The sequence below is a fragment of the Vibrio rarus genome (assembly GCF_024347075.1).
In the GTDB taxonomy this organism is placed as follows: Bacteria; Pseudomonadota; Gammaproteobacteria; order Enterobacterales; family Vibrionaceae; genus Vibrio; species Vibrio rarus.
Genome location: NZ_AP024900.1, coordinates 2,649,111 through 2,667,779, shown reverse-complemented (window position 1 = coordinate 2,667,779; position 18,669 = coordinate 2,649,111). Strand labels below are relative to the sequence as shown.

Genomic DNA, 18,669 nt, shown 5'->3' with positions numbered 1-18,669 from the left:
AATGCTTATTGGGTTAGTTCTATAATGTGTTCTAGTATATTTTTTGCTAGAGCTTGTTTGCTCGCTAGCGGAAAAGCTTTGTTGCCATTACGCCAGTAAAGATTAAGAGTATTATCGTTAGAATTGAAGCCGATACCAGTTTGAGAAACATCGTTTGCACAGATCAGATCTAGATTCTTTCTGGCCAGTTTATCCATGGCGTACTTTTCTACGTTTTGAGTTTCAGCGGCAAAGCCTACAGTAAAAGGCCTGTGTTGTGTGAGACCGGCGACGCTGGCGATAATATCTGGGTTTTTCACCATGCGTATCACAAGCTCATCACAATCCGCTGTTTTTTTCATTTTTTGTTGTGCAATAAGTGCAGGGCGATAATCCGCCACAGCTGCGCAACCAATGAATATATCCTGCGATGGTGCAACCTGTAAGGCTGCCTCGTGCATTTGTTCGGCGCTTAATACGTTGATGCGCTTCACGTTACTTGGTGTCGTTAAGCTAACCGGGCCGCTAATCAGGGTGACTTCTGCGCCTAATCTAGCGGCTTGTTCTGCTAGAGCGAAGCCCATTTTTCCTGAGCTATGATTGGATATGAATCTCACTGGATCAATGGCTTCTTGCGTAGGGCCTGCGGTAATGGTTATTTTTTTTCCTTGTAGCAGTTTAGGTTGAAAATGTGCAATACAGAGTTCCACTAACTGCATCGGCTCAAGCATTCTTCCTGCGCCAATATCCCCACACGCTTGTTCACCAGAGGCAGGACCCCAAATAAACATGCCACGACGCTGTAAGGTGGCAAGGTTTTCTTGGGTTGCGATATTGCTATACATCTGCTGATTCATTGCTGGAGACACAGCCACAGGAGCATCGGTTGCTAAGACAAACGTACTGAGTAGATCATTGCCCATACCTGCTGACATACGTGCGATAAGATCCGCTGTAGCGGGCGCCAGCAAGACTAAATCGGCCCATTTGGCTATTTCTATATGTCCCATCGACGCTTCGGCGGCAGGATCAAATAAACTGTCGGAAACAGGATGCCCAGAGACGGCTTGCATGGTTAATGGAGTAATAAACTCCTGGGCCGCTTTGGTCATGATAATTTTAACTTGTGCGCCTCGTTCGCTGAGGCGACGGGTTAATTCTGCACATTTATACGCTGCGATACCACCGCTGATACCGAGAACGATTTTTTTCCCTTCAAGAGGTTGCATGCTTGTTTTCTCAATCAAATTAATAAGGTAACCATACCATATATTGGGCTGGATTTAGAGTTTGACAAGTGGACTGATTGGTTGCGAGTTCGGTGCTAATTTTACTTAACGTCTCACCCGTGATGGGTATTTTGCATCAATACTACACTCTTAAATAGATCGGTAAGGAAATGAGATGACATTAAAAGAACTCCCTAAAGAGTCTCTTCCTCGAGAAAAGTTGCTCAATCAAGGGCCTGAATCCTTAACCGATGCTGAGTTACTCGCCATTTTTTTGCGCACAGGTTGCCAAGGAATGAATGTTTTGGAGTTGGCGGATCATTTACTTAAATCCTTTGGGTCACTACGGCATATATTGACCGCCACACAGGAGGCATTTTGCGCACATAAAGGGTTAGGACAAGCGAAGTATGTGCAATTGCAGGCTTTCCTAGAAATGACACAACGTTATTTGGCCGAAACCTTAGAAAAAGGCGATGCACTGACCAGTCCACAGCAAACCAAGCTATTTTTGTTGAGCTTGTTGAGAGATAAACAGCGTGAAGTTTTCTATGTGTTATTTCTGGATAACCAGCACAGAGTCATAAACCATGAATCTTTATTTGAAGGCACAATAGATGCAGCCAATGTTTATCCAAGAGAGGTGGTTAAGCGCTCTTTACAGCACAATGCATGCGCGCTGATTTTAGCACACAATCACCCTTCGGGAGTGGCTGAGCCGAGTCAGGCAGATAAGCGAATTACACGTAGGTTAGTGGATGCTCTAGCGCTGGTGGATATTCGGATATTAGATCATTTTGTTGTTGGTGATGGAGAGGTGGTGTCATTTGCTGAGCGTGGATGGATGTAGCAGTGACACATAATGATGGTTGCAGATAATCACAGCCATTATTTGCGTTGCATTTGTGCCCACCAATCTTGATCCGCCATAATTTGCCCAGAGTCATCAAGGGCAGGATAAGGCAGTTTCTTACGTTTCGCGACTTTAGCCAGCACAGGGTGGCCTCGTTCAAATAGGATTTTATGGATAGCACTATCGGACAATGGTGTGGCTGGGTGGTTGTACATGTTTTTGTTGTGTCGTTGGCGCTGGGCCTCAAACAAAATTAATGCACTTGCCACGGACACGTTAAGAGATTGCACCATGCCTACCATAGGAATAATAATATCTTGGTCGGCCATTTCTACGGCAAATTTACTGGTACCAAATTTCTCACCACCTAATACGATTGCCGTAGGCTTGGTATAATCCACCTCTCGAAAATCAACGGCCGTGTCAGACAAATTAGTGACTAGGATTTGCATCCCTTGATCTTTTAAGTGTTGATAGGCTGCTTGAGTGGTGTCATGGGTATCGACTTCTACCCAGTTTCGAGCGCCAGCGGAAGTGTGCCCTAGAGTGCGCATGTTTTCATTTGGCCATACCGCATGGATTTTGTGTAAACCGGCCGCATCTGCAGTTCGAATGACTGCAGATACGTTATTAGGTTTATGCACTTGCTCTAAACAAAGCGTTAAATCCACTTGGCGAGCCTTTAACACGGAAACTATTTTTTGATAGCGTTCTGGGCTCATGGTTATCTTCGGCGGCGACGGACTCTAAGTGCTTGTGGCATAACGCGAATTTTCTTCATTATGCTCGCAAGGTGCACTCTGTCTTTAGTGGTTAAAGAGACTGTAACCGTATACAAACGACCGTCTTTCTCCTCGGTTGAAATACCGTGGATATTAGAGCCGGTGCGTGAGATGACATTGGTCAATTGCGCCAAAGTACCTTGACTGTTTTGCAGATCGATTTGCAGTGCAGAAATGAATTCCTGCTCATGACTATCTGCCCACTCAACGGCCATATATTTATCAGGTTCTTTTTGATAACCACGAATATTAGGACAGTCTTCTCTATGAATAACCAACCCTCTACCGGGAGAGACGTGCGCTAAAATATGGTCACCTGGAATAGGGTGGCAACAGTTAGCGTAAGTCAAAAGAATACCGTCAGCGCCTTTGATTGAGAGTTTCTTCTCTGAGCGAGGTTCTATTGAACTGGTTTCTGTTAGCGAATCCACATCACCGAGCAGTCGACGAGCAATAATAATGCTCATTAATTCGCCCAAACCAATAGATGCCAACATGTCATCAACGCTATCCAGTTTTAAGTCGCTAAGAACTTGTGCGATATTTTCTGGGTAGATGCTATCAATAGAGTGACGACCTAAGGCGTGATTGAGTAGTCTGCGACCTAATGCCACAGAGTCTTCTTTGCGCATGGTTTTGAGTACTTGACGGATCTTAGTACGAGCGCGAGAAGTGACCACATAGTTTAACCAAGCTGCATTAGGTCGAGCGCCAGGAGCACTGATGATCTCAATGGTTTGACCATTTTTTAATGACTTGCTTAGTGGGTATGGATTTCTATCTACCCGAGTACCAACACAAGTATTACCCACATCGGTGTGTACGGCATAAGCAAAATCGACGGCGGTAGCCCCTACTGGTAACTCGACAATACGACCTTTTGGCGTAAAGACATAGATTTCGTCAGGGAACAGATCGGACTTAACGTTTTCGATAAACTCAAACGAGTTACCAGCACTTTGCTGCAACTCCAATAAGCTTTGCATCCAACGTTGCGCCTTAACCTGAGCGGTAGTGCCAGAACGTTGACCGTTATTCTTATACGACCAATGTGCCGCGACACCTTTGTCCGCCATCTGGTCCATGTCTTCAGTACGTATCTGTACTTCTACAGGTACGCCATGAGGTCCCACCATAGAGGTGTGTAGGGATTGGTAGCCATTGGCTTTTGGTACGGCAATATAGTCTTTTACTTTACCCGGGCGTGGTTTATACAAGCTGTGTGCTTGCCCCAGTACGCGGTAGCAAGTATCAATATCATCTACAATTACTCGGAACGCGTAGATGTCCATAATAGTATGGAAACGCTGCTCCTTGGTCTTCATTTTGTTGTAGATGGAATATAAATTCTTTTCTCGACCTAAAACTCGAAAATCGATATCGCATTCATTTAAACGCCCTTCAATTTCAGAGTGGATACGCTGAATCATCTCTTTACGGTTACCGCGGGCAGTTTTCACTACTTCTTTAAGTACACGATAACGGTTTGGATAGAGGGCCTCAAAGCCAAGCTCTTCAAGCTCAGTTTTGATGTTGTGGATACCTAATCTATGTGCCAGTGGAGAGTAAATCTCAAGTGTTTCTCGCGCAATGCGGCGACGTTTGTCTGGACGAAGAGCACCAAGAGTACGCATATTGTGCGTACGGTCAGCAAGCTTAATCAAGATAACGCGAATATCCTGAACCATAGCCAGAACCATCTTGCGGAAGTTTTCCGCTTGGGCTTCTTTACGGTCGCGGAATTTGAGCTTGTCGAGTTTTGAAACGCCATCCACTAATTCGGCTACAGCAGTACCAAAAAGTTCTTCCAATTGTTCTTTGGAAACTTCGGTGTCTTCAATGACATCATGAAGAAGTGCAGCTTGGAGGGTTTCAAGATCGAGGCGCATTTCAGCGAGAATCCTCGAAACGGCCACTGGATGGATGATATAAGGTTCGCCACTAGAGCGAGTCTGCCCTTCATGGGCATTTTTTGCTACCAAATAAGAATGACGTAGAGCCTCTATCTGAGGCTCTGATAAATATTCTTTGGCAACATCTTTAAGGCTATCAAATAGATACAAATTACGGGCCTAAAAGGTTACGAGGTGTTGGGCAGATTAGCGAGTGTGAGCGATGCTGCTTACTGCTGCTAGTTCTGCTGCGTCCTGCTCTTGTTGTTCTTGGCGTGCTTTAGCATCCAAGATTTCCTTAGTAATCAAACCTTCTTCGATTTCGCGAAGAGCGATTACTGTGTGCTTATCGTTCTCTTCTGGCACTAGTGCATCTTTGCCGCCAGTTTGCATTTGACGTGCACGACGAGCAGAAATTAGAACAAGGTCGAAACGGTTACCAACTTTTTCAACAGCATCTTGTACAGTTACGCGTGCCATGAGGACTCCAATTACTAAATTACATTTTAAATGACGGGAAATTATACAGCTTTCTAGATTACTCTGCTAGTAAAGCTGACAGCATTCCACTGTATTTTGCTGTTTGTTTGTTTTGTTTTAGGCGTTCTGCACGCAGAATCGCTCTAAAATCCATCAAAGCAGCGTCGAAATCATCATTAACTATGATGTAATCATATTCATCATAGTGTGACATTTCTGATTTTGCCTCACTCATTCGCTTGGCAATCACTTCTGAGCTATCTTGCCCACGCACATTCAAGCGACGCTCTAACTCACCATTTGATGGTGGTATAATAAAGACACTTTTAGCGTGTGGCATTTGCTCACGGATTTGACGAGCACCTTGCCAATCAATATCCAAAAATACATCAATACCTCTTTCAAGGTTTTCTTCAATCCAGATGCGTGACGTGCCGTAGTAATTACCAAACACTTCTGCATGCTCAAGGAAAACCCCTTTTTCAATCAAAGTTTCAAATTCATTTCGTTCAACAAAATGATAATGAACACCGTTTTCTTCTCCCGGACGCATACTACGTGTGGTATGAGAAACAGAAACCTTCATTGCGTATACCGGATTTTTTTCCAGCATGGCCGATATCAGGCTAGATTTGCCCGCTCCGCTAGGTGCAGAAACGATATATAAGGTGCCTTGTCCCATTCGTAGAGCTCCGAAATAGTGTCAACAGTATGATTATTATGCATCAATAATGATAGCGCTAGGGTGTACTTCGCAACCCTAGAAAAATGGTTGCGAAGAATAGCACGGAAAAACATCAGATCACAATATTACTTTTACGGCCTGACCCCGCAACAGCGATTAGATGTTACGGACAGCTCGAGCGTAGTTTTTGATGCGGATGACGTCGCCTTGCGGACCAAAACCATTTGGATAATCTTTAGCATCACCTTGTTTTGGTTCAGCTCGTTGAGCGCCAGCGCCATGAACATCGAGCAATTTTCTCTGGCTTGATTTTGGTCGTTTCATGTACCCAAGACACTCACCAAAGCAAAAATATGCGGCTTGTGATTGAGCTCTACGCCCCGTTTTTTGATGAGTGGTGCTGCTCCAAAAAGCAGGGTAATTGTCATTTCCTTGCTCATCTTTGATGATGGAGGTGGTAAATACTGGGTCGATGGCGGCTGAGTCAGTCGCTTTCGGCGAGCGATCATAATCCACGATGGTTTGTAGCTCTTTAATATTTGGTAGACGCCAGTCGTTATAGCCTAAATATTTGTCTTTATTGAGTTTAGCGACCCATTGTTTAGCGTCGGACCAATCCAACCCCATTTGACTGTCCTGTTTCGACCACATTAGCTGAGTGGCTGAATCGCTAATTGTGCCATTGTTATTATCTGTAAAATGGTTTTTGCTGTAGTCAGTATTGCCTCGCACTAAGCGCACAGTAAATTGGTTGTCTTCTTTAGTGCGAGGTTGCACTAATGGGTATCCTTTTATGCGCCCATCGGCAAAGTTAACCCCAAATACGGCTTTGTCTTTACCCATCACTTTGCCTGAATAAATAGAGGTCGACAGATATTGTGAATCAATCACGCGCTTGCCATTAGTACCGTATGCAAAGTCAAATACGTTAGTATCGATGAAAGGTTTTGAACCATCCGGAACCTTATACATATTGCGATTGCTGGCATCAACGCCGGTAAATAAAATTAACGAGTACAACTCTTTGATATTTGGTACGCGCCAGTCGTTATGTTCGCCGATTGTTGCGGATTTGGCGTATTTTATCGCTTCATCAAAGCTCATCACTTTATAGTCTTTTTGCCACATTAAGCCTGTGGTTTTATCGGTGATGGTGTTGTCATTGTTATCCTGATATTGCCCTTGCTCTATCGACACCACGGGATAGTTGAATGTGCTGGCGTTGGCAAAAGATAGTATTGCATAACAACAGGTTATGATAAGAGAGATGTTTCGGAGTAGGTAAGACATATGAATCCTTATTGCTTAAAATTTCATTGTTATGTGTTATTTCTTTTGCGCTACATTGGCGCAATCTAAAGGCATAAGGTCTGAACTGAAAATGACTTCACCTTGGTATTTTTTATTGATGATCTCTAGGCTTGCTTTTTCATTTATCTCACCACGCTTAAAGTGGGTATATACAAGTTTATCGACATTGGCTTGTGCCGCGATTTGGCTCGACTCTCTGATATTTAAATGAGCATGATTTTTTGATTTACCCGATGTGCTTTTTTTTGCTTTTTTATTCTTACCGTTGTTCATGATCATACCGCCAGAATCCATAATTAAGCAGTTTGCATCTTTGGCAAATTCTGCAAACCCAGGGCCTGAACTTAGGTCACCACTAATAACGACTGACTGGTCTTTATAATCAAAGCGAAAGGCAAGAGTCTCGATGGTGTGCGGAACAGAAAGGGTCGATATTTTAATTCCATTAAAAGTAAAAGAATCACCGCCTTTTAATTCATTGACCGTAAGGTGTTTTTCTCGTTGTTTTAATGTGCGATTGGTTTTGCCAAGACGATAATTAAGATCTTCTGCATATAAGCTTAGGTTGCTATCGACATAATCTTTGGTCTGCTTTGGACCTGCGATCAGAGTCGCTCCTCGTCCGAGCAATACTCGGTTAAGCAGTATCGAAAAATCTGCATTGTGGTCTAAATGATGATGAGTAAAAAACAGTGCATCTAGCTTACGAGTATTAATGCCAAGTTTGTTGAGATTGCGATTAACGCCATCCCCCATATCAACCAAAATTTTAGTGTCACCTTGAGTAATGAGCACCCCAGCACTGACTCGCTCTGGATTATAGTCAGGAGAACCCGAACCAATAATGGTGGTGTTCATGGTCGATGCTTGCGCATAATAAGGCACACTTGCAAAACAGCATGTGGCTAAAAGCATTATTTGTTTGGAAGGAAAGGACATTAATACCTCTAAATCAATCGGTTAAGTTAATTTTGTTGATATAACAATAGCAACCAATCTTATTTAATGGCATTAGCTTTACCTGAATTTACAGAATATTAAGACCTGCCCCCAACTGCAAAAAATTGGAATCCAGCTCCAACAATATCAACCCCGTAATTTTTCTACGCTTCTTACACTGACTAGCAAATCATGAATTGTGTTGGGAAGGGTATGAGAAAACTGTTTGGATTATTGATTGCTTTTTTCCTATTAGAGTATTCAGGTAAGTATGCCTATGCTGTTGAAATATCAATCTTAACTGAATGTCAGGGAGCGTTGTCGTGTGACGGTCCTAATGAACCTAATATTCCAGACAATGATGACGACGACGGTAGCAACAATAACGGAGGCGATCTTGATGACGACTCTGGCCCTGATCCTGTTGATGTAGATAAAGAAGCCATTACATCGGAAATCTCTGATATTACCGGCAACACTATCGACGCAGCAGAGGTTGCAGGATTGGAGGCAGATAGAGAGGCGATTGCCGCCGATACCCAAACTTCTGATACACAAAGTGATAATGAACAACAGCAGCAACAAGCCAGTGAAGCAAGCGCCGAAGGGGATGAAAGTGATTGTCCTGTTGAATTGTACTCTGGGTGCAAAATAACGCGTGAAATTGACTATACCCATCCTGTATTTTCTTTAGTTAGGCAACATCGTATCAGCCAAGGCTCTGCATGGTCGTTAGGTGCGGGTTGGCACTCCTCTTTAGATAGCCGAATGATTTGGGGGGTGGATGTTGATATGCAGCCCTTAATTGAATTAAACCAAGCATCAGCGAATCAATATCAAACCATTATTGATGGTATTGACCAAGGTATTGATGAATTACGCAACTCTTTCAAAGACCGCCTAGCCTACAATGAAGAACAAATACAGCAGCAATTGTTAGAGGCCACCTCTGAACTGCAGGCGCAGCGCGCAATTTATGTTGCGAGTAGAGATCAGATTCAAACAAAGATTAATGAGTTAACAAGCCAGCATCAACAATCTGATTATTACCGAGAACGCAACCGCTATGTCGTGGATACGGCTTATCCAGAAGAGTATGAGATTGGGCTACATAAGTTAAAATGGATCGCTCCCAATGGCAGTAGAAAGCTGTTCAGTGTTGAGCCGTCTACATCAAGTATCACACCAATTATGGGACACAATACCCATTTACAAATTGATGAAAATGGGTTCTTTGTTGTCTCTACTCCCAAGGGGGTAACCTATCAATATAACTATCAAGGCTTCTTAGTTAAAGTCAGTCAAAATGATGGACGTAGCGTAACTATTTATCGAGATAGCCAGCAACAGCCAATACGTATGGTCGATGAGTTGGGGCGAACGGTTTCTTTTACTTATACCGACAACCGTTTAACGAAAATTACCGATCAAGAAGCACGAACGCATAGCTATACGTATCAATCAGGAAAACTTAGCGATGTTGTCCAATTCAATGGCGCCAAACATCATTACCAATATACTTATCAAGACAACCCCTTAGCCTTAACTGTGAAATCTGATGGTGAAGGTAATAGCGCATTTTATCTTTATCGCCAGCAAGACAACAAAACGGTGGTTGATACCCAGATAGATCCCTCCGGTAATCCGTTTAGCTATGAGTATGATTTCTCAAATCGAGCCACCACAGTGATAAACCGAAATCAAACTCGCACCCGTTATCAGTACAACGCACACAATCAGATGGTATCTAAGGTGTATGAATCTGACGGGACGGAAATTAACAAGGTTTACGATGATAAAGGTAACTTGATAGCGGAATATGATGAATTAGGACACACCACACTTTACCGTTATGACTTGTACGGTCGAATGATATCGACAACCGATCCAGTGGGGCGCAGCACAGATATAGAAAGGGATGAAGCAGGCAGAATACGTTCAACGATTAATAATGTCGGCAATGAAACGCAGTTTGTTTATGACAGTGCAGGCCGAATAGAGAGTATCGAATTAGCAGATGGCTCGGTGGTGGAAGAGCATTGGCTTGATAATGTGCTGATTCGACGCATCGATGAAGTGGGTAATTACACTGAATATCAGTATGACGATTTAGGGTACCCCATTCGTATTGAACAATTTGATCCTCACACGCCCGTAGAGCAAAGGTACATTCGAGAAACAGAATTTGACAAAATAGGTCGAATATTAAAAGTTGCAGAAGGCTCTCGGGTTCTTCCTAAGCTGCAGTGGCGCGTGACACATTATGAATACCACAGTGACGACGGTCGAGATTTAGATTCACCAACACGTATCATTGACCCGCTAGGTCGTGAGTTGATCCTCCAGTACGATGCCAATGGTTTACTCATTTACCAACAAGACTTCTCCGGTGTTAAAACCTACCTGACTTACACGCCAAGAAATAAAGTTGCCACCAAGAAAGTGCTCATGCCGTCCTTAACGGGAGAGATCGAATACCTTACTCAGTACAGTTATGATTCAGAAAATAACTTAGTGTCGGTGATACTTCCACATGGCGCAGTGTGGCAATACCAATATGATTCACGGAATAGGTTAATTCACTCTTCTATAGAGGGTACAGAGGTCAGTAAATCGTATACCTATGATGCGTCAGGTAATCGCATTGCGGAAACCGATAGTTTAGGAAGTACCACCCACTTTCAGTATTACCCTGACAGCCAACTGCAATCCACAACTAACTCAATTGGCAGCATGGTGGAGCATTATTATGATGATGCGGGAAGACCATATGCCACTTATGATCATGAGCGGGCGGCGTATGTAGAGCAATATGGATATAACGAGCTTGGGCACATTATTCAAAGTAACGATGGCAATGGAAACGCGACACATTTTACGCCAAATGCGTTGGGGCTTGCTATGTCTGTATCAATGCCTAACAGCACTCAAGATCGCATTCGCCATGATTATAATTGGCAAGGTCTCCCAACTCTTTATAGCGACGCCAGTGGTGGCGAATATCTGTTTGAATACAACGTGTTCGGTCAGGTTGTTTCAATTACAGACTCAGAGGGAGGTGTTGAGCAATTTCAATATGATGGGTTAGGGCGTAAAACCTTACACATCAATAAATCAGGCTTGCAAACTCAGTGGCAATACGATCAGCAAGCGACTCGGCTGGTGGTCACACAAACTCAATCCGATACAGACAAAAGTATTGTGTTGCTTGGCAACCATCGTCAAAGTAACAAAGTCTATGATTTGCTTGGACGCTTAATTGAATACAAAGATGCGGCAGAGCAAAGCTGGCAGTTTGCATACAATCAGCAGGGCTTGCTGGCATCCATTATCCACCCAGATAACAGTCAGGTATTGAGACATTACAATCTTGCAGGATTGATGACAGCTGAAATAGTCACAACCCAAGGACAGCAATCTAGAGAGAGTTACTTTACCTACGACGGTGAAGGCCGGTTGTTAACTGAACAACGGCCGTATTATCGCCTTGGTAGCGTGAATACTTACCGTTATAACGACTTAGGGTTATTAAGCTCCATGACGATGCCTGACGGCGCTTCTTATCAGTTTTATTATGATACGGCTGGCAGGAAAGTATCCGAAGTCAATCCCCTTGGGCATCAACAGTCTTGGGAGTATGACAGCAATGATAATGCAGTAAGTTATACCGACGGTGACGGTTATCGTTGGCATTATATTTATAATGCCGATAACCAAATTGTTCAGGTTATTGATCCAGAAAACGGGCATCACGCACCGACTCAATATGCCTATGATGAAATGGGGCGACTCACTTCGAGCAGTAACCCACTCGGCCATACCCAGCATAGGTTATTAGATTCATTAGGTCGTTTGATTGGCGCTAAAGATGCGACTGGTAATGTGACTCATATTCGCTTAGATAATGCCGGTAGACCAACGGTTATCTCCAACCGTTTAGGTGAAGAAACTCAGCAACAATATGATGCTTTTGATCAATTGCTCTCTCAAACCAATCCTTTAGGTCACACAACTCACTTTGAATACGATGCACTAGGGCGGACATCCCATCAAACAAACGCGCTGAATGCCAGTGAGCGTTGGGAATACAATTTCCGCAATCAGGTGACGGATTATTCCAACCCACTCAATCAGACAACCCGTTATCAATATGATGGATTCGGCAATATCGCTGAGATCAAACAGGCAAATAATAGCGTCACTCGATATGCGTTCAATGCCGCAAACAAGTTAACAAGCATCACCTCGGCAGTAGGTACTCAGCAGTCATTTACCTATGACGATATGGCAAGGCTCACCACCTTTACCAACGAATTAGGTGAGCAATGGCATTATGACTATGATTTAGCAGGGCAGATAACTCATGCTTACCAACCTGAACAAAATACTGATATTCATTTTCAATATGATCAACGAGGTCATGTCACTGAGCGTCAATACGCCCATCAAGGGCAGTGGCATAGCGAGGTATTGAACTACGATGGGCTAGGACGTCTTGCCAATATTGACGGCCCTGAATTAGCGGAAAATTATCACTATGATCCCGCAGGTCGATTAATTCAGGTGGATAACAGTAAGCTAGGGCAAAGTTTTAACTATGAATACAATGCGCTTGGTGAAAGAACCTATAGCCAAGTTACAGGCGATGAAGGTGTTTATTATCATCGCGATGCCGAGGGGAAAATAGTAAGGCTTGAACGCAATACAGCTGACGGCAATCTTGCTTTTGAGCTTAGCTACGATGCAATCGGTCAACTTCGACAGATCGATTACCCCAACCGCAGCCGTCGAAGCTTAGACTATGATGCAGTCGGCCGAATTGTTAGCATTGTTATCGAACAACAGGAATATAAAGGGAATCGCTGGCGAGACACTTGGAATACCATCGAGGTACTTAATTATCAATACGATAGTGCGGGTAATGTCACCGCACAAAACAGGAAGACGGAACAGGGTGATAGCGATCAATGGGCTTATTTTGAATACGACCAAGTTAATCGAATCGTCAGCGCTGATTATCCCAACCAAGACGACATTGAATTTAGCTGGGATGATGTAGGAAACCTTACGCAAAAACAGACTAAAACAACCGCGTATACATACAGTTATAATCAAGCTAACCAGCTAGTAGAGATGCAAGGACATAGACTGCCAGGTTTTTCTTGTGACGATAGTAGCTGTGACAATGATGAATCAAGCGACGCTCATAACTTTGTTTATCAGTACGATGCCAACGGCAATCTGGCAAGTGTTAGCAATGGCAATGAAGTGCAGAGCTATCAGCACGATCCGTTAAACCGAATGACTGAAGTGATAAACCCCGATGGTTCAAGCGTTCAGTATGAATATGATGCGAGATCCCGCCGAGTGAAGACGGTGCGCACGGCCCAAACTGCCATCAAACAAAACGGTAACTCTAATCAGTCCGAACAACTCAATCAAACCACTTTATATAGTCATTACGATGGCCGCCAAGAGCAAGGCCAGTGGCAAGATAACGGTTCAGGGTTTAGTCCATTTAGATCTCTGACATTGTTACCTGATTCAGAGCTTCCCTATGGCAAAGTACTACATCAATCCTTATATGATTCGACATCAAGCCTAGTGCAAGCCAGTGGCACTAAGGGTGCAGACACCAGTCATCTTTATAATCATCATGACCGCTTAGGTAGCACTATTCACGTGTTAGACAGCACAGGTACTTCTGCTATGCGACTAGGCTACAGCCCATTTGGCCAAACCTATCGTAAGCACAATGATAAAACTTTTTGGAAAGCCAACGCGGGTGTCAATGCGAACAAGCAATTAGGTCAACTAATGCCATACCAATACACAGGCAGGTACACCGAAAGCAGTACAGGGCAGATCAATCTAGACGCCCGTTGGTACAACCCGCACAGCAGTCGTTTCATCCAACCAGACTACTGGAGTTTAAGGAACACATACCTCCCAACTGAAATTCAACATGAGCTAATAAAAGCAACCAGTCTTAATACCGATATGTTGCTACGTGATCCTAACCAACAAATGTCCTATGGTTATGTGAGTGGTAATCCGTTTTTCTGGGTGGATCCGTTTGGGTTGGCGGTATTAGTTCTATCAGGAGAATCTACGCTTGGAGCTGGTACATTGATTTCAAATAGTACTGGGTTAGCTATAGGAATAGTTGATGGTGATTTAAAGGTCACTTCTTATCATAAAGTTAATATTGAAGTAGCCTCATCGCTAGAAGCAACAACAGGTCTTTCTATTGAGTTCGTTACTGGTACGAATGAACCTAACGATTTATCGGGGGAATCAATTGATGGGAGCATTAATGTGGGTGTAAAAACAGTTATTGGTAGCGTTGGAGGTAGTGTGGATATAGATGCATTTGGAGACTTAACGTTTGGTATTGGGATTAAATTGGGTCCTGGTTTATCTGGACCAACAAATGTATCTACCTCCTATTCGAAAACTATAATCGGTACAGACTTAACCGAAGTTGACTTTTTTGATAGAGCAGTAGCGTCATTTAATAAAGAATTCGAAAAGACATTTATTAGGAGTAAACTATGTTATTAACAAGAAGTGTTATTTTGTTTTGTTTATTATTTTCACCATTTGTATTTGCCTCTAATTCAGTAAAAGAGGTAGTGAGTGATAAAGTTAGTTATTACTTCACTCATTCAGCTGAAAAGACAGCTAAGTATTGGTCTCCATTCAGCGATGCACCTGCATCTGTTATTGATGCTCTGAAACGCTATGAATCACGATACGGAAAGCCAACCTCTTACGATACGATAGCAATAGAGGAGGTAACTCCTAGAGTTTCTATTGCCTTTGTGGCGGTTAATTATGAGAAAGGAGTGACTTTTCTTCGACTGCAAGTGTATTTAGATAGCAATAATAGGTGGTCTTTGATGTTTGTCAGTCTAAACCCAGAACCGTTTGGGTTAATCCCAAATGTGATTACTTTTAGTAAGAGATTTGGTCACTAGGGGGCACAGGGTAAGATCGCGAACGTTTTTTAATCACTTGAAGCGATCAAATTGACGATCACATTTAGCAGTGATCTTATACTCTCTTTTTAACGAGAGACCCAATCACCATGCATATTGACGAATTCAAAGAACACTTTCACGCTGTCACCGACAAACGCCAAAGTGCAAAGGTTACGTATTGCCTATTTGAGGTACTGTTTGGTTCTCTGTGTCCCGTAATTGGTGGGGCTAAAGGTTGGTTTGATATTCGTGAATATATTCTTGGACATCATGACTGGTTTAAACGTAATGATATGTTTATCAATGGGATCCCTGCTGTTGTACCTACTCGAATTATTGAGCGACCAGTAGCTATTTTTAAGGGGGTTATATCTATGTCAAAATCTATTAGGAGCTTATTTAATGGTAGTGTTGAGTTAGCTAAGTATATATTTAGTGAAGGATTATCTTTAACTATGAAAAAGGAGCCTGATTGTTGAAAATTGAGAGGGTTTATTTAAGTCCTATTGTTGTAATACTACTTAGGATACTTTTGTCATTTCTTATTATGTGGTCTTCGTATGTTGTTGTAGATCTTATTATTAATGAGTTTGAGCAACCTCAGATAGTGAAGTGGGGTATTGAAATTAATTTTTATAGTTACTTAGTTAGATATATAGTGGTCGATTTAATTGGGGTGTATCTTCTTTTTTTTGTGATAAAATCCAGAAAGTGAATATAAGATATTGAATGTGTGGTATTAATTAAAGTAACGGGAGTAACTACATTGTGATGTCAATTGTAACTTTATTTTTTCACCGATACCTCAAGCAATTGAACCGTTTTTGGAATGGCACTCCCTGAATTAAATTAATATATAAAAGGCTGAGGATACTTTTGGTAGGTATTAAGAACATAGCGCTTTATTGAATTTAGACTGGCTTTGCTATCACTAATAAAGGTATTTGATGGTATGAGATTTACTGTTATTTATGTGTCGGCTAACAAATTGATATTAATTAGAATATTGTTAGTTTTAATCATGTTTCTTATTAGTTATATGCTATATGAGTTAATTATTACGGGTGAAACGCTAGGCAGGTATAAATATAAGGCTTGGGAGATGTCTTATACAGCATCTTTCATTCAATATATAACGTACATTGTGATGAATTGTTATTTTTTATTTTTTGGTTTTAAGAGAAAGTAGTCATATTTTGTGAGATCTCATAATGGATATATCATGAAAGCAATGAATTTGTTAAAAGTACACCTTTTGTGTTTAATAAATAAAAATGGATGAAGAATACAGCATCTTATTTATTAATAAGATCTCTAATTGTTCATATAATAATTTTAGATAAGCATGGTTTATAAAAATGAAGTTCACTGTAGTTTATTTGAGTTATAATAAGTTGATATTGGTAAGGATTATCCTGTTGTTATTTATTACACTCTTTAGTTATCAATTGTATAATGCAATAGTTATGGAGGTTACTCCCAATAGGGATAAGTATGAAGCATGGGACTTAGGTTATATAGGGTTTGTATTAAAATACTCTTCGTCGGTTTTTGTTGCTTGTTACTTCTTGATCTTTGGCTTTAGAAGTAAATAGATAACTTGTACTTTTAAAAGAGCATTTAACGCCTGAAGATCTTTTCATGTAGAGAGAGTGTATTACTATTTTTGTAGTCTGTCCTTTGTATATTACAATAAAATAACATGTACTATTTTTAGTATTTATTAAGTATAAATATAAAAAGGCTCAGTGGAGGATTAACTTAGCAACAGTTGATAAAGTTCCTGAAAATGTAATATATAATCTTTATTTATTGACTTGTGAATGACTTTCCTATTATTAACAAAAGGTTATTTTAAGGTATGAAACTTACTGTAATTTATGTATCGGTTAATAAATTGATTTTAATTAGAATATTATTGGTTTTAGTAATGCTCATCGCTGCTTCTCAGTTATATGAATTAATTGTTACTGGTGAGACCTTGGATCGAGGTAAATATAAAGCTTGGGGAATGTCATATATAGCATCTTTTTTTGAATATATTGTGTTTATTATCGTAAGCTTTTACTTCTTGTTTTTTGGTTATAAGCGTAAGGGATAATTTATTTTATCGTATTGCATGTGTAAAATTTATTAATGTGTATATTGGAGTGGGGAAGTAGCAAGTATATTAGTGGTTATTATTTGTATAATCGACTGATTATTGAAACTGGTATAGTTATTTTACTTTTTGCTTGGTTTCCCCCTTTGGTATAAAAAGTTTACTTTGATAGGTTAAATATAGGATCAATATGTTATTAAGAGTAATTACATTATTATTAATCATAAGTTTTTCGCCTTTCACCCTTGCTTCTTATTCTGTAAAAGAATTAGTGAATGATAAAGTGAGTTATTACTTCACTCATTCAACTGAAAAGACAGCTAAGTATTGGTCTCCATTCAGCGATGCACCTGCATCTGTTATTGATGCTCTGAAACGCTATGAATTACGATACGGAAAGCCAACCTCTTACGATACGATAGCAATAGAGGAGGTAACTCCTAGAGTTTCTATTGCCTTTGTGGCGGTTAATTATGAGAAAGGAGTGACTTTTCTTCGACTGCAAGTGTATTTAGATAGCAATAATAGGTGGTCTTTGATGTTTGTCAGTCTAAATCCAGAACCGTTTGGGTTAATCCCAAATGTGATTACTTTTAGTAAGAGATTTAGTCACTAGGGGGCAGGTTTTACAAGCGCTTTGGAATGAGTGATAGAATCACTTAGCATTACCTATGATATAACAACTGATATTACGATATAGTCGGTCACAGGTTGGCTAAGTGAATCACAAGAGATCCAATAAATGAAAAGCAAACACAGTTACAGCCAAGTGGAAAAAGATGCCGTTTACCGAACTATTGCAGAGCGCCGTGATATGCGCCATTTTGTTGATGGTCAATTGGAAGAGGGTTTGTTGGCGCGTTTACTGACCGTTGCTAATCAAGCTCCTAGCGTTGGTTTAATGCAACCTTGGCGATTCATCCGTATTACTCAGCCACAGTTAAAACAATCCTTAAAATCGCTGGTGGAATCAGAAAGAAACAAAACCGCCGCTCTGCTGGATGAGCGTAAAAAAGAGTTTTTAAAGCTGAAAGTAGAAGGAATCTCAGAATGTGCAGAGCTCATAGTCGTTGCACTGCCTGAAGGACGTGAAAAACACATATTTGGCCGCCGCACTATGCCAGATATGGACTTAGCCTCCGTTTCTTGCGCCATTCAAAATATGTGGTTAGCCGCTCGTGCTGAAGGCATTGGCCTTGGCTGGGTATCGCTGTTTGACCCACTAGCCCTTGCGGATTTATTGAATATGCCGTCAGACAGTCGCCCAATCGCAATTCTATGTATTGGCCACGTAGAAAAATTTTATGAAAAACCAATGCTAGTTGAACAACAATGGGCGACTCCAGAAACGGTTGAAACCTTTCTTTATGAAAACAGTTGGCCGCAATCAGAGTGATGTTTGAGTTTAGGTAGCATTTCATATCACTAGGGAAGT

Annotated in this window: 13 protein-coding genes and 1 pseudogene; 7 read left to right on the top strand and 7 right to left on the bottom strand. The window is 41.5% G+C overall.

Annotated elements, in window-relative coordinates; translation table 11 throughout:
* Positions 1-5 precede the first annotated feature (5 nt).
* Positions 6-1,208, bottom strand: coding sequence for a bifunctional phosphopantothenoylcysteine decarboxylase/phosphopantothenate--cysteine ligase CoaBC (gene coaBC / locus OCU56_RS12145; RefSeq protein ID WP_261873452.1), 1,203 nt, complete (start codon positions 1,206-1,208; stop codon positions 6-8).
* Between the two features lie 175 nt (positions 1,209-1,383).
* On the opposite strand from coaBC, the gene radC reads away from it, so the two are divergent.
* Positions 1,384-2,058, top strand: coding sequence for a RadC family protein (gene radC, locus OCU56_RS12140; RefSeq protein WP_261873451.1), 675 nt, complete (start codon positions 1,384-1,386; stop codon positions 2,056-2,058).
* 38 nt (positions 2,059-2,096) lie between these two features.
* On the opposite strand, the gene trmH is transcribed toward radC, so the two are convergent.
* The 6 genes from trmH to OCU56_RS12110 form a co-directional block, all read right to left on the bottom strand.
* Positions 2,097-2,783: a tRNA (guanosine(18)-2'-O)-methyltransferase TrmH gene (gene trmH / locus OCU56_RS12135; RefSeq protein WP_261873450.1), complete on the bottom strand. Its 687-nt coding sequence runs from the start codon at positions 2,781-2,783 to the stop codon at positions 2,097-2,099.
* 2 nt (positions 2,784-2,785) lie between these two features.
* On the bottom strand, positions 2,786-4,906 hold the full coding sequence (gene spoT, locus OCU56_RS12130; protein ID WP_261873449.1) for a bifunctional GTP diphosphokinase/guanosine-3',5'-bis pyrophosphate 3'-pyrophosphohydrolase: 2,121 nt from the start codon (positions 4,904-4,906) through the stop codon (positions 2,786-2,788).
* A 36-nt stretch (positions 4,907-4,942) separates the two neighbouring features.
* Complete coding sequence (rpoZ, locus tag OCU56_RS12125; protein ID WP_261873448.1) at positions 4,943-5,215, bottom strand: DNA-directed RNA polymerase subunit omega; 273 nt, start codon at positions 5,213-5,215, stop codon at positions 4,943-4,945.
* Between the two features lie 58 nt (positions 5,216-5,273).
* Complete coding sequence (gmk, locus tag OCU56_RS12120) at positions 5,274-5,897, bottom strand: guanylate kinase (RefSeq protein ID WP_261873447.1); 624 nt, start codon at positions 5,895-5,897, stop codon at positions 5,274-5,276.
* A 159-nt stretch (positions 5,898-6,056) separates the two neighbouring features.
* Complete coding sequence (locus tag OCU56_RS12115; protein ID WP_261873446.1) at positions 6,057-7,190, bottom strand: Lcl C-terminal domain-containing protein; 1,134 nt, start codon at positions 7,188-7,190, stop codon at positions 6,057-6,059.
* Positions 7,191-7,226: 36 nt separating this feature from the next.
* Positions 7,227-8,069 (bottom strand): MBL fold metallo-hydrolase, encoded by an 843-nt coding sequence (locus OCU56_RS12110; RefSeq protein ID WP_261873445.1) that lies wholly within the window; start codon positions 8,067-8,069, stop codon positions 7,227-7,229.
* Between the two features lie 294 nt (positions 8,070-8,363).
* Between OCU56_RS12110 and OCU56_RS12105 the strand changes: the two genes are divergently transcribed.
* From OCU56_RS12105 to bluB, 6 genes and pseudogenes are all read left to right on the top strand, one after another.
* The gene (locus OCU56_RS12105; RefSeq protein ID WP_261873444.1) at positions 8,364-14,714 is read left to right on the top strand and encodes an RHS repeat-associated core domain-containing protein; all 6,351 of its coding nucleotides are present in this window, start codon (positions 8,364-8,366) and stop codon (positions 14,712-14,714) included.
* Positions 14,705-15,130 (top strand): hypothetical protein, encoded by a 426-nt coding sequence (locus OCU56_RS12100; RefSeq protein ID WP_261873443.1) that lies wholly within the window; start codon positions 14,705-14,707, stop codon positions 15,128-15,130. The genes OCU56_RS12105 and OCU56_RS12100 overlap by 10 nt, the downstream gene beginning before the upstream one ends.
* A gap of 110 nt (positions 15,131-15,240) precedes the next feature.
* Positions 15,241-15,546, top strand: a pseudogene (locus OCU56_RS12095) (transposase family protein); the annotation flags it as partial.
* A gap of 1,448 nt (positions 15,547-16,994) precedes the next feature.
* Complete coding sequence (locus OCU56_RS12090; RefSeq protein WP_261873442.1) at positions 16,995-17,234, top strand: hypothetical protein; 240 nt, start codon at positions 16,995-16,997, stop codon at positions 17,232-17,234.
* A 190-nt stretch (positions 17,235-17,424) separates the two neighbouring features.
* Positions 17,425-17,850: a hypothetical protein gene (locus OCU56_RS12085; protein WP_261873441.1), complete on the top strand. Its 426-nt coding sequence runs from the start codon at positions 17,425-17,427 to the stop codon at positions 17,848-17,850.
* Between the two features lie 126 nt (positions 17,851-17,976).
* Positions 17,977-18,630 carry a 5,6-dimethylbenzimidazole synthase gene (bluB, locus tag OCU56_RS12080; protein ID WP_261873440.1) on the top strand — a complete coding sequence of 218 codons (654 nt, stop codon included), beginning with the start codon at positions 17,977-17,979 and terminating at the stop codon, positions 18,628-18,630.
* Positions 18,631-18,669: the final 39 nt, after the last annotated feature.